Source organism: Streptomyces sp. ITFR-16, from assembly GCF_031844705.1.
In the GTDB taxonomy this organism is placed as follows: Bacteria; Actinomycetota; Actinomycetes; order Streptomycetales; family Streptomycetaceae; genus Streptomyces.
The window spans coordinates 4,798,037-4,810,329 of sequence record NZ_CP134609.1; the positions used below are offsets into that span (position 1 = coordinate 4,798,037).

At 71.3% G+C, this 12,293-nt stretch carries 11 protein-coding genes; 4 read left to right on the forward strand and 7 right to left on the reverse strand.

The window, feature by feature from the left end; genetic code table 11:
- Positions 1-50: 50 nt before the first annotated feature.
- Entirely contained in the window at positions 51-266 is a 216-nt protein-coding gene (locus RLT58_RS21285; RefSeq protein WP_311311966.1) for a hypothetical protein, read from the forward strand.
- A gap of 38 nt (positions 267-304) precedes the next feature.
- On the opposite strand, the gene RLT58_RS21290 is transcribed toward RLT58_RS21285, so the two are convergent.
- The 6 genes from RLT58_RS21290 to RLT58_RS21315 all read right to left on the reverse strand — a co-directional run bounded on the left by RLT58_RS21290 (position 305) and on the right by RLT58_RS21315 (position 6,351).
- Positions 305-832: an MscL family protein gene (locus RLT58_RS21290; RefSeq protein WP_311311967.1), complete on the reverse strand. Its 528-nt coding sequence runs from the start codon at positions 830-832 to the stop codon at positions 305-307.
- A 123-nt stretch (positions 833-955) separates the two neighbouring features.
- Positions 956-1,522, reverse strand: a complete 567-nt coding sequence (locus RLT58_RS21295) for a hypothetical protein (protein WP_311311968.1) — start codon at positions 1,520-1,522, stop codon at positions 956-958.
- Between the two features lie 261 nt (positions 1,523-1,783).
- The gene (locus tag RLT58_RS21300) at positions 1,784-2,617 is read right to left on the reverse strand and encodes an S-methyl-5'-thioadenosine phosphorylase (protein WP_311311969.1); all 834 of its coding nucleotides are present in this window, start codon (positions 2,615-2,617) and stop codon (positions 1,784-1,786) included.
- Positions 2,618-2,735: 118 nt separating this feature from the next.
- Positions 2,736-3,086 (reverse strand): FmdB family zinc ribbon protein, encoded by a 351-nt coding sequence (locus RLT58_RS21305; RefSeq protein WP_311311970.1) that lies wholly within the window; start codon positions 3,084-3,086, stop codon positions 2,736-2,738.
- Between the two features lie 66 nt (positions 3,087-3,152).
- Positions 3,153-4,436 carry an MFS transporter gene (locus RLT58_RS21310; RefSeq protein WP_311311971.1) on the reverse strand — a complete coding sequence of 428 codons (1,284 nt, stop codon included), beginning with the start codon at positions 4,434-4,436 and terminating at the stop codon, positions 3,153-3,155.
- Positions 4,437-4,737: 301 nt separating this feature from the next.
- Positions 4,738-6,351 carry a potassium/proton antiporter gene (locus RLT58_RS21315; RefSeq protein ID WP_311314590.1) on the reverse strand — a complete coding sequence of 538 codons (1,614 nt, stop codon included), beginning with the start codon at positions 6,349-6,351 and terminating at the stop codon, positions 4,738-4,740.
- Positions 6,352-6,594: 243 nt separating this feature from the next.
- On the opposite strand from RLT58_RS21315, the gene RLT58_RS21320 reads away from it, so the two are divergent.
- A complete protein-coding gene (locus tag RLT58_RS21320; protein ID WP_311311972.1) occupies positions 6,595-9,345 on the forward strand; it encodes a penicillin acylase family protein in 2,751 nt (916 codons plus the stop codon).
- Here RLT58_RS21320 and RLT58_RS21325 read toward each other — a convergent pair.
- Positions 9,342-9,953, reverse strand: coding sequence for a 5-formyltetrahydrofolate cyclo-ligase (locus RLT58_RS21325; RefSeq protein WP_311311973.1), 612 nt, complete (start codon positions 9,951-9,953; stop codon positions 9,342-9,344). The genes RLT58_RS21320 and RLT58_RS21325 overlap by 4 nt on opposite strands.
- Before the next feature lie 107 nt (positions 9,954-10,060).
- On the opposite strand from RLT58_RS21325, the gene galU reads away from it, so the two are divergent.
- Positions 10,061-10,963 carry a UTP--glucose-1-phosphate uridylyltransferase GalU gene (gene galU, locus RLT58_RS21330; RefSeq protein WP_311311974.1) on the forward strand — a complete coding sequence of 301 codons (903 nt, stop codon included), beginning with the start codon at positions 10,061-10,063 and terminating at the stop codon, positions 10,961-10,963.
- A gap of 4 nt (positions 10,964-10,967) precedes the next feature.
- The gene (gene glp / locus RLT58_RS21335) at positions 10,968-12,278 is read left to right on the forward strand and encodes a molybdotransferase-like divisome protein Glp (protein WP_311311975.1); all 1,311 of its coding nucleotides are present in this window, start codon (positions 10,968-10,970) and stop codon (positions 12,276-12,278) included.
- Positions 12,279-12,293 lie beyond the last annotated feature (15 nt).

Sequence of the window (12,293 nt, forward strand, 5' to 3'; positions counted from 1 at the left end):
CCGCGTCCGCCGCGCGTCCCCGCCCCGGCGGGCGGCCGTACCCTGGAGGCATGAGTACCGCCCCCGCCCCCGGACCGCGCGATGCGGAGACGTCCGCGCCGGACCGGCCCGAGTCCAAGCCCAAGCCGGCGCTGATCTTCGACGATCCGCTGGACCAGCAGTCCGCGGACGACACGGACCGGGGCTGGGGCGAGCGGGCCCCGTCCGGCGGCAGCGCGGCGGATCTCGCGCGCTTCCTCGACGAGAAGCCGCCGCACCACATCTGAGCGCCCGCCTCCCGCCGGCCCGGTCGCCTCCGGCCGTGCTACTCCTGGCTGCCCGGTGCCGGGGAGCCGCCCCCGGAGTCCCCGCCGCGCGCGGGCCCGTCGGCGGGCGCGCCGCGCTGAGCCACCAGGGCGTCGCGGATCTCCTTCAGCACCTCCAGCTCGCTCACCTCCAGCGTCTCCTGCACGCCCTCCTTCGCCGCCTGCATGGCCGCACGCCTGGCGAGGTACTTCGCCATCGGCAGCACCATCAGGAAGTACACGACGGCAGCGGTGATCAGGAAGCTGAGCGCGGCGCTGAGCACCGAGCCCCACAGGATCTGGATGCCGTCGACCTCGCCCGTCTTCGGGTCGACCGTGCAGGGGGCCTTGAGACAGGAGCTGTAGCTCTCCAGATCCTGGGTGCCGAACGCACCGACGATCGGATTGATGACGCCCTTGACGATCGCGTTCACGATGTTCGTGAACGCTGCGCCGATGACGACCGCGACCGCCAGGTCGATCACATTGCCGCGCATCAGGAAGGCCTTGAAGCCCTCCAGTAGACTGACCTTCTTCTTCTCGCTCACGCGTGAGCCGTCCTTCGTCTGTGCCGTAGGGGGTGCGAACTGCTCCGCAACCTACGGCAGGACACCGGGGAACCACCCCATCCAGCCTGCTTGTCCGGTGACCTGATAGTGCGTCAGTACGAATCAACACAGGATCACCGCAAATCCGGCGGAGATCCCCGCACCGGCCAGTCGCGTCGCCGTCGGCCTCGGCACGGACAGGACGATCAGTGCGCCCCTGTCCGCCGCGTCCGCCGCGTCCGCCGCGTCCGTCGCGCTCGTCGCCTCCTCGGCCGAGGGCACCCGCTCCACCCGTGCGCCCCGGGCCAGCACCCGGGCGTCGCCCCCGGCGCCCTCGGAGGCGATCACATCGACGCGGTCCCCCGGCCGCAGCAGCCGTACCGTCGCGGCGTCCGTGATCCGGACGGGCGCCGACACCAGCCGTACCGGCGGCGATGCCCGCTCCGGCGCCCGGCCCGCCGCGTCGGCGGCCCCGGGCCCCGTACCCCCGCCGCCGCCCAGCCCCGAAGCGGCCAGCGCGGCCGCCGTCAGGGCCAGTCCCGCGGCCATCGCCCTCCGCTGCCGCCACACCGCCCGCCGCAGCCGATGGCCGCCGCCCCCGCGCACCCGCAGCGGAGGGAAGGCGGGCACCCCGCAGGGCGGAGGCGCCGGAGAGGGCGGGGGAGGGGCCGGAGATCCGGATGCGAGCATGGCAAACACCGCCTGCGTCAGGGTGGGTGGGCGAGTCGGACGGCGGTCCGGAACTCCAGGAATTCCGGCCGCACAGCCCTCACGATCCACCACCCGCGCGATCCCCGCAGAGCCCTGTGGACGGACCGCCGGATGTGGACAACTCCCTCACCCGGGCCGGGGAAGGCCCTCACCCGGGCCGGGGAAGGCCCTCACCCGGGCCGGGGAAAGCTCCCGCCCGGACCGGCAGCGGCCCGCCCGTACAGGCCCCGAGCCGTCCTGTTACGGCAGCTCGATCCCCGTATCCAGCCCGTCCAGCGCGTGCGCGCACAGGCAGTCGCGGTCCGCGTCCGCCGGCAGTGCCGCCACCGCGTCGAAGAGGACCGAGCGCAACCGGTCCACATTGGCCGCGAACACCTTGAGCACCTCCTCGTGGGAGACACCCTCACCGGCCTCCGCCCCCGCGTCCAGGTCCGTCACCAGGGTCATCGTCGTGTAGCAGAGGCCCAGTTCACGGGCGAGCACCGCCTCGGGGTGCCCCGTCATCCCGACCACCGACCAGCCCATCGCCGCGTGCCAGCGCGATTCGGCACGGGTCGAGAAGCGCGGCCCCTCGACGACGACCAGCGTCCCGCCGTCCACGGCCTCCCAGTCCCGTCCGCGCGCCGCCGCCAGGGCCACCTTGCGCCCCTCGGGACAGTACGGGTCGGCGAAACCCAGGTGCACGACCTTGGGCGCCACTCCGTCGGCCCGGGTCTCGCCGTCGTAGTACGTCTGGACCCGGGTCTTCGTGCGGTCCACCAGCTGGTCCGGCACGAGCAGCGTGCCCGGCCCGTACTCCGGCCGCAGCCCGCCCACCGCGCACGGGCCGAGCACCTGGCGCACGCCGACCGAGCGCAGGGCCCACAGGTTGGCGCGGTAGTTGATGCGGTGCGGCGGCACATGGTGGCCGCGTCCGTGCCGGGGGAGGAAGGCGACCTTGCGGCCGCCGATCTCGCCGAGGAAGACGGAGTCGCTCGGCGCTCCGTAGGGGGTCTCCACGCGGACCTCGGTGACGTCCTCCAGGAAGGAGTACAGCCCCGAACCGCCGATCACACCGATCTCTGCGTTCACCATGCGGTCACAGTAGGCGTTCCGCTCGTGACGGCGGCAGCCGGGCGGGGAACGCCGAGGACCCCGCCGAGCGGATCGGCGGGGTCCCGGTGAAGCAGGGGCGAACGGTCGGGCGGGCGGCTCAGGCGGCCGACGAACCGCTCGACGAGGAAGAGGCGGAGGACGACGAGGACGCCGTCGAGGAGCTGGACGAGGACGTCGACGCGGCGGTGGACGGCTTCGCGTCCGAACCCGTCGAGGACGAGGCCCCGGAGGTCTTCGCGGCGGCCGAGGCCGGCGTGCTGCTCGACGAGGAGCCGCGGCTGTCGTTCCGGTAGAAACCGGATCCCTTGAAGACGATGCCGACCGCCGAGAACACCTTCTTCAGGCGTCCGTCGCAGTTCGGGCACACCGTGAGAGCGTCATCGGTGAACTTCTGCACCGCTTCGAGGCCCTCGCCACACTCGGTGCACTGGTACTGATAGGTCGGCACTTGTTCCTCCTGGCACTCTGACTCGATGAGTGCTAACGACGCTCCATAGTGACGTATTCCGCTGGATCAGTCCACCGTGACCGGCCCGCGGTGACCGATCCCACGTGCCACGGTCCGCCCCGAACTCCTCGGGGCGAGCCGGGAACGCAAGGTCACCAGGGTCGCCAGCGCCAGCGCCGTGCCCACCAGGGGCACCAGGAATCCGGTGCTCGCCCCATGGGCGTCCGCGAGCCGTCCGGCCACCGTCACCGCGCCCGCCTGGCCGAGCGCGACCGCGCCCGTCAGCCAGGTGAACGCCTCGGTCCGGGCGGAGGCCGGGACCAGCGCCTCGACCAGGGTGTAGCCGCTGATCAGGGCCGGGGCGATGCAGAGGCCGACGAGCAGCCCGAGCCCCGCGAGCAGCGGCACGGAGTGCACCGCCCACAGGCCCGACGCGGTGAGCGTCAGCGCCGCGTACCCGGCGATCAGCCGGCGGCGGGGGCCGGTCTTCCAGGCGATGGCCCCGCAGGCGATGCCGGCCAGCATGTTGCCGGCCGCGAAGATCCCGTACAGCAGTCCGTTGGAACCGGGGCTGCCGATCTCCTCGGCGAAGGCGGTCAGCGAGACCTGCATGCCGCCGAAGACCGCGCCGATCCCGAGGAAGGCGACCGCGAGCACGCGGACGCCGGGGACGGACAGGGCGGAGGTGTGCCGCGGGGAGCCCGCGGCCGCGGCGTTGCGCACCGGGGGCTGGGTGGCGCGCTGGGCGGCGAAGAACAGGCCGCCGAACAGGGTCAGGGCGGCCTCCGCGATCAGTCCGGCCGCCGGGTGCACGCCGGTGCACAGCGCGGTGGCGAGGACGGGGCCGATGACGAAGGTGAACTCGTCTGTCACGGACTCGAAGGCGGCCGCCGTGGACATCAGCGGCGAGGCCTCACGGCCCGGCGCCGCTCCCAGCACGGCCGCCCAGCGGGCCCGCACCATCGGGCCGATCTGCGGGACGGACGCCCCGGTGGGGACGGCGGCGGCGAACAGAGCCCACATCGGGGCGCCGGCCAGCGCGAGCGCCACAAGGCCCGAGACGGACGCGGTGTGCACGAGGACGCCCGGCAGCAGCACGGCGCGCTGGCCGAAGCGGTCGGCGAGCTTGCCGGTCTGCGGGGCGAACAGGGCCATGGAGACCCCGGTCACGGCCGCGACGGCGCCCGCGCTGCCGTACGAGCCGGTGGTGTGCTGGACCAGCAGGACGATGCCGATGGTCAGCATGGCGAAGGGCTGCCGTGCGGCGAAGCCCGGCAGGAGGAAGGTCCACGCACCCGGGGTGCGCAGCAACTGCCCGTATCCGGGGCGGTCGGAGACCGTGGACGCCACGGTCCATGCCTTTCTGCCGCCTGGTGGCCGTGCTTCCGAGGGGCGGGCCGGCACGTGGGTGCGGACCCGGTCGGGAGCTGCCGAGAGCTGTCCTCTTCGCGCGGAACTGCGGTAGATGCCGGGCGCTCGCAGCAGAGGCGGAGGACGCCACGACCGCCATACGGTCGCGCCAGCTCTGCGTCAGGCAGAGTTGGTGGATCAATAGGTCGATCTAGGTTTCCTTTATGGTACAGGCAAAGGCGCGGGCGCACCTGTGATTGTGGGCATGCCGCCCTTCGTCACCTGTGAACGCGCTGCGTTCTCAGTGGTGCGCCTTCGCCTCGCGTGCCTTGGCCTCGCGGGCCGCCGCGTCGCGCTTCTTCTTGCTCAGATCCGCTCGGCCCAGCTTCTTCGCGGCCTTGAGCACCCCGGCCGGATGAGGGCCGGTGACGGTCTCCTCGCCGGAGAGCTGACTTCCCGTGCCCAGCCAGCCGGCCAGCTTGCCGCCCTCGCCGACCGCGCGCAGCCGTGCCTCGGCCGCGTCGCGCACCGGGTCGGTCGTCACGACCAGCAGTTCGTCGCCGCGCCGCAGCACGGTCGCCGGGATGGGGACGAAGCTCTTGCCGTCGCGCACGACGAGGGTGACCGCGGCCCCCGAGGGCAGCCGCAGCTCCCCGACCTCGACGCCGTGCATCTTCGACTTCGCCGGGATGGCCACCGACAGCAGATGGCCGCGCAGCCGCTCCAGGGGTGCCGACTCGATCCCCAGGTCGGCCGCCTCGGACGGGTCCTCGGCGATGTTGAGAGCCTTGGCGAGCCAGGGCAGGGTCGGGCCCTGGATGAGGGTGTAGACGATGACGAGCACGAAGACGATGTTGAAGACCCGGGTGGAGCCCTCGATCCCGGACACCATCGGGATGGTCGCCAGGATGATGGGCACGGCGCCGCGCAGCCCCGCCCAGGACATCAGGGCCTTCTCCTGCCAGGGCAGCCGGAAGGGCGCCAGCGAGACGAAGACCTCCAGCGGCCGGGCCACCACGGTCAGCACCAGGCCCACCACGACCGCCGGCCAGAAGTCGTCGAGCAGGTCGTGCGGGGTGACCAGCAGTCCGAGCAGGACGAACATGCCGATCTGGGCCAGCCAGCCGAGCCCGTCGGCGAAGCCGCGGGTCGCGGGCCAGTGCGGCAGCTTGGCGTTGCCGAGGATCATCGCGGCCAGGTAGACGGCGAGGAAGCCGCTGCCGTGCAGCATGGCGCCCGCCGCGTACGCGGAGACCGCGATCGCCATCACGGCGATCGGGTAGAGGCCGGAGGCGGGCAGCGCGACATGGCGCAGCCCGAAGGAGCCGAGCCAGCCCACGGCGATGCCGACGGCCGCGCCGATGGCCAGTTCCAGCGCTATCTCGCCGACCAGGACGTACCAGCTGTCGACCGTCCCCACGGTGGAGAAGGCCACCACCAGGATGACCACGGGGGCGTCGTTGAAGCCGGACTCGGCCTCCAGGACACCGGTGATCCGGGAGGGCAGCGGCACCTTGCGCAGCACGGAGAAGACCGCGGCGGCGTCCGTGGAGGAGACGACCGCGCCGATGATCAGCGACTGCCGCCACTCCAGGCCGACCAGGTAGTGCGCCCCGGCCGCGGTCACGCCGACGCTGATCGCGACGCCGACGAGCGAGAGCATCGCCGCGGCGGGCAGCGCGGGTCTGATCTCTTTCCACTTCGTGCCGAGGCCGCCCTCGGCGAGGATCACGACGAGGGCCGCGTACCCGATGACCTGCGTCAGTTCCGCGTTGTCGAACTTGACGTCGAAGAGCCCGTCCTGCCCCATGACGATCCCGATGCCGAGATACAGGAGCAGGCTGGGGAGTCCGCTGCGGGACGAGATCCGGACAGCGGCGACCGCGACGAGCAGGACGAGTGAGCAGACGAGCAGGAGTTCGTTGAGCGTGTGGACAGTCAGTGGCCGGTCCTTCCCTGCGTACGCCTGCCGGATCGTCTTCCGGCGGCCGGTACTTCGTTACCTTACCTAATCTTTAACGTTTTCTTGATGCGTTCGAGTATTCGTACGATCGCTACGCAATTCGAGTCATCCCGATACCGCGTCAGAGTGGCTTCCCCGCTGCGCCTATGGTTGCTCCTGCACTCCCAGGACCACCCTGCCCCTCGAAGGACAGCGATGCCCGCCAACACAACCGCCTCTTCCGGCTCCACCGGTTCCGCCGGTGGCGGGCCGCGCAAGAAGAAGGGGCGACGCGCCCGCCTGATCGTGATCGTCCTGGTGCTGGCGCTTGTCGCGGGTATCGGTTACGGAACGTACTGGTCCGTATCCACTGTGCGGGCCTCCTACCCGCAGACCAGCGGAACGCTCCAGCTCAAAGGCCTCGACAGCAACGTCGAGGTGAAGCGCGACGGCAGCGGGATCCCGCAGATCTACGCGGACTCCGACGCCGACCTGTTCCGTGCCCAGGGCTTCGTCCAGGCGCAGGACCGCTTCTGGGAGATGGACGTCCGCCGTCATCTGACGGCCGGCCGGCTCTCCGAGATGTTCGGCTCCGGCCAGGTCGAGACCGACTCCTTCCTGCGCACGCTGGGCTGGCGCAAGGTGGCACAGGAGGAGTACGACAACGTCCTGTCCGAGGAGACCAAGAAGAACCTCCAGGCGTACGCGGACGGCGTCAACTCCTACCTGGAGGGGCGCGACGGCAAGGACATCTCCGTCGAGTACGCGGCCCTCGGCTTCACCAACAACTACAAGCCGGCCAAGTGGACCCCGGTCGACTCGGTCGCCTGGCTGAAGGCCATGGCCTGGGACCTGCGCGGCAACATGCAGGACGAGATCGACCGCTCGCTGATGACGAGCCGGCTCGACGCGAAGAAGATCCAGGACCTGTACCCGCCCTACCCGTACGACAAGCACCGGCCGATCGTCGACCAGGGTGCGGTCTCGCCGGTCACCGGGAAGTTCGACCCCGACGCCTCGCCCTCCGACGGCCTCGGCAGCTCCACCGCCGCCGGTGCCACCGAGGGGCTCAACACCCAGCTCGGCGCGCTCTCCGAGACGCTCGACGAGATCCCCGCCCTGCTGGGCCCGAACGGCACCGGCATCGGGTCGAACTCCTGGGTGGTCTCCGGCAAGTACACGACGACCGACAAGCCGCTGCTGGCCAACGACCCGCACCTGGCGCCGCAGCTGCCCTCGCTCTGGTACCAGATGGGGCTGCACTGCCGCACGGTCTCGGAGACCTGTGGCTACGACACCGCCGGGTACACCTTCTCCGGCATGCCCGGCGTGATCATCGGCCACAACCAGGACATCGCCTGGGGCTTCACCAACCTGGGCGCCGACGTCACCGACCTCTTCCTGGAGAAGGTCTCCGGCGACGGCTACCTGTACGACGGCAAGGTCAAGGCGTTCACCACCCGCGAGGAGACCATCAAGGTCGCCGGCGGCAAGGACCGGCACATCACCGTCCGCGAGACCAACAACGGCCCGCTGGTCTCCGACCGCAGCAGCGAGCTGGAGAAGGTCGGCCAGAAGGCGCCGGTCACCAACGCCGCCCCGGACCGTGCCGACGGTTACGCGGTGGCCCTGAAGTGGACCGCCCTGGAGCCCGGCCACTCCATGGACGCCGTCTTCGAGCTCAACCGCGCCAAGGACTTCACCTCCTTCCGTGCGGCGGCCCAGCACTTCGAGGTCCCCTCGCAGAACCTGATCTACGCCGACACCAAGGGCCACATCGGCTACCAGGCGCCCGGCAGGATCCCGGTCCGCAAGGCCGGTGACGGCACGCTGCCCAGCCCCGGCTGGTCCTCGTCGTACGGCTGGAAGAAGGACCCGATCCCCTTCGACGAGCTGCCGTACGAGTACGACCCGAAGCGCGGCTACATCGTCACCGCCAACCAGGCGGTCATCGACGAGGACAAGTACCCGTACCTGCTCACCAAGGACTGGGGCTACGGCACCCGCAGCCAGCGGATCAACGACCTCATCGAGTCGAAGATCAAGGGCGGCGGGAAGATCTCGACCGAAGACATGCAGAAGATGCAGATGGACAACACCAGCGAGATCGCCGCGCTGCTGGTGCCCGAGCTGCTGAAGATCAACATCTCGGACAAGGACGTCCGCGAGGCGCAGAAGCTGCTGGAGGGCTGGGACTACACCCAGGAGGCCGACTCGGCCGCCGCCGCCTACTTCAACGCCGTCTGGCGCAACATCCTCAAGCTGGGCTTCGGCGACAAGCTGCCCAAGGAGCTGCGGGTCGAGGGCGAGTGCCTGAACGTGCCCCCGGCCAAGAGCTCCGGCCCGGTCGACGAGCAGGACAAGCTGGTACGCGAATGCGGTCAGCGAGCCCCGGACTCGGCGCAGCCGGACGGCGGCGACCGCTGGTACCAGGTCGTCGCGAACCTCATGGACAAGCCGGACAGCGACTGGTGGAAGTCCCCGCGCAGCCGCAAGGACAAGGCGACCGAGACCCGTGACGAGCTGTTCGCGCGCGCCATGGAGGACGCCCGCTGGGAGCTGACGGCCAAGCTCGGCAAGGACATCACCACCTGGAACTGGGGCCGGCTGCACCAGCTGACCCTGAAGAACCAGACGCTCGGCACCGAGGGCCCCGGACTGCTCCAGCGGGTGCTGAACCGGGGCCCCTGGAACCTCGGGGGCGGCGAGGCGGCCGTCAACGCCACCGGCTGGAACGCGGCCGGCGGCTACGAGGTCGTCTGGGTGCCGTCGATGCGGATGGTCGTCAACGTGGGGGACTGGGACAGGTCCCGCTGGATCAACCTCACCGGCGCCTCCGGGCACGCGTTCAGCGCGCACTACACCGACCAGACGGACAAGTGGGTCAACGGCGAACTGCTGCCCTGGGCCTTCGGCACGAACGACGTGGCCAAGGCGACGAAGGACACGCTGACCCTGAAGCCCTAGGGCCTCGGGACGGGCGCGGGACCTCGGCCCCGGCCGAAGCGGCGCGCGCCGTCCGGTGTCACCACGGCGTCCACGGGGCGGTCGTGCGGTTCCTCCGGGACCCGCGCGGCCACCTCGTCGCCGTACAGCAGCACGATCAGCGCCGGGTGGGCCCCGGCCGCCGCGAGGCGCGCCAGCACCCGGTCGTAGCTGCCGCCGCCGCGCCCGAGCCGCATTCCGCGCCCATCGACCGCGAGACCGGGGAGCAGCACCGCGTCCGCCTCCAGGACGGCATCGGGGCCGAGCCGTCCGCCGGTGGGCTCCAGCAGGCCGCGGCCGGCCTTCGCGAGGTTCCCGGTGCCTTCGTAGGGCGCCCAGTCGAGGTCGTTGTCGGCCAGGAGCACCGGAAGCAGGACGCGTACGCCCCGCGCGCGGAGCGCGTCCAGGAGGGCGCGGGTGCCAGGTTCGCGCCCCACGGAGACATACGCGGCGACGGTACGGGCCCCGGCCAGCTCGGGGAGCCCGAGCGCGTGGCGCGCCAGAACCGCGGCCGCCCGTTCGACGTCCTCCATGGTCAGGAGGCGTCGCGCGGCGAGCAGTTCACGCCGCAGCAGGGCCTTTGCGGACATGTCGGTGTTCAACAGGGCACCCACAGATCTGTCGTACGGGCATATATGAGTACAAAGTTAACCGGAGACTCATCTTCCGCCCATGTGTGCCGGTTAAGGTTCTGCGCATGACCCAGTCGAACCCCAGGATCAGCAAGGCTGTCATTCCGGCGGCGGGCCTCGGGACCCGCTTCCTGCCGGCCACCAAAGCCACTCCCAAGGAGATGCTGCCTGTCGTCGACAAGCCTGCCATCCAGTACGTCGTGGAGGAGGCGGTGGCCGCCGGGCTCTCCGACGTGCTCATGATCACCGGACGCAACAAGCGCCCGCTCGAGGACCACTTCGACCGGAACTACGAGCTGGAGTCGGCGCTCACCCGCAAGGGCGACGCCGAACGGCTGCGCAAGGTCCAGGAGTCGAGCGACCTCGCCACCATGCACTACGTCCGCCAGGGCGACCCGCGCGGACTCGGCCACGCGGTCCTGTGCGCCGCGCCGCACGTCGGGGACCAGCCGTTCGCGGTCCTGCTCGGCGACGACCTGATCGACCCGCGCGACCCGCTGCTCGCCCGCATGGTGGAGATCCAGGAGCGCGAGGGCGGCAGCGTCGTCGCGCTGATGGAGGTCCCGTCCGCGATGATCCACCAGTACGGCTGCGCGGCCGTGGAGCCCACCGCCGAGGGCGACGTGGTGCGGGTCACCGGACTGGTCGAGAAGCCGGAGCCGGCCGACGCCCCCAGCAGCCTCGCCATCATCGGCCGCTATGTCCTGGACCCCGCCGTCTTCGGGATACTGCGCAGGACCGAGCCGGGCCGGGGCAACGAGATTCAGCTGACCGACGCCCTGCAACTGCTGGCCGAGGACGAGAAGATCGGCGGCCCGGTGCACGGTGTGGTCTTCAAGGGCCGCCGCTATGACACCGGCGACCGGAGCGACTACCTCCGTGCCATTGTCAGACTCGCGTGCGAACGTGAAGACCTGGGGCCGGAGTTCCGGACCTGGCTCCGCAGTTACGTCACCGAGGAGATGTAGCACCTTGAGCAGCACGATCTGGTCGGTGGACGAGCACCTGGAAGACATCCTCGCCGCGGTGAAGCCGCTCGAACCCATCGAGCTGCAACTGCCCGAGGCACAGGGCTGCGTCCTGGTCGAGGACGTCGTGGTGGAGATCGCCCTGCCGCCCTTCGACAACAGCTCGATGGACGGCTACGCGGTGCGGGTCGCCGATGTCGAGGGTGCCACCGAGGAGTTCCCCGCCGTTCTCACGGTCATCGGGGACGTCGCCGCGGGCGACGACGGGCTGGGCGCGGACCGGCGCGTCGGACCGGGGGAGGCCGCCCGCATCATGACCGGCGCCCCGCTCCCGGAGGGCGCCGAGGCCGTCGTCCCCGTCGAGTGGACCGACGGGGGCACGGGCGAGGGCCCGGCCGCCACGATGCGCGCCCACAGCGACGCGCCCGAGGGCGCGGGCGGTGAGGTCCGCGTCCACCGCCCGGCCGGGGCGCGCGCCCATGTCCGGGACCGGGGCAGTGACGTACGGCCCGGCGATCTGGCGCTGCGGGCCGGTTCGGTGATCGGGCCGCCGCAGATCGGGCTGCTGGCCGCGATCGGCCGCTCGACGGTGAAGGTGCGGCCCCGCCCCCGCGTCGTCGTCATCTCCACCGGCAGCGAACTGGTGCAGCCCGGCGAGGAGCTGACCGGCGGACAGATCTACGACTCGAACAGCTTCGCGCTGACGGCCGCCGCCCGGGACGCCGGCGCGATCGCCTACCGGGTCGGTTCCGTCACCGACGACGCCGACACGCTGCGCGCGACGATCGAGGACCAGCTGATCCGCGCCGACATCGTCGTGACCACGGGCGGGGTCAGCGTCGGCGCGTACGACGTGGTCAAGGAGGCCCTGTCCTCGGTGGGCGACGAGGACGAGCCGGGCGGCGGGGTCGACTTCCGCAAGCTCGCCATGCAGCCGGGCAAGCCGCAGGGCTTCGGCTCCATCGGCCCCGACCACACCCCGCTGCTGGCCCTGCCCGGCAACCCCGTCTCCTCGTACGTCTCCTTCGAGCTGTTCGTACGGCCCGCGATCCGCACCCTGATGGGCCTGCCCGAGGTGACCCGGCCGACCGCGCGGGCCACCCTGGTCACCGACAAGGCGCTGTCCTCGCCGGCCGGGAAGCGGCAGTTCCTGCGCGGTACGTACGACGCCGAGGCGGGCACCGTCACGCCCGTCGGGGGCTCCGGATCGCATCTGATCGCCGCTCTCGCGCAGGCGGACGCGCTGATCGTGCTGCCCGAGGACGTCACCTCCGCCGAGCCCGGCACGGACACCGAGGTGATCCTGCTCCGCTGACCGGCGCCCGGTGGC

Coding starts and splice junctions, on each gene's coding strand:
- RLT58_RS21285 (WP_311311966.1), top strand. CDS start 51: ATGAGTACCGCCCCCGCCCCCGGACCGCGCGATGCGGAGACGTCCGCG.
- RLT58_RS21295 (WP_311311968.1), bottom strand. CDS start 1,522: ATGCTCGCATCCGGATCTCCGGCCCCTCCCCCGCCCTCTCCGGCGCCT.
- RLT58_RS21300 (WP_311311969.1), bottom strand. CDS start 2,617: ATGGTGAACGCAGAGATCGGTGTGATCGGCGGTTCGGGGCTGTACTCC.
- RLT58_RS21320 (WP_311311972.1), top strand. CDS start 6,595: ATGCCCGCCAACACAACCGCCTCTTCCGGCTCCACCGGTTCCGCCGGT.
- RLT58_RS21325 (WP_311311973.1), bottom strand. CDS start 9,953: ATGTCCGCAAAGGCCCTGCTGCGGCGTGAACTGCTCGCCGCGCGACGC.
- galU (WP_311311974.1), top strand. CDS start 10,061: ATGACCCAGTCGAACCCCAGGATCAGCAAGGCTGTCATTCCGGCGGCG.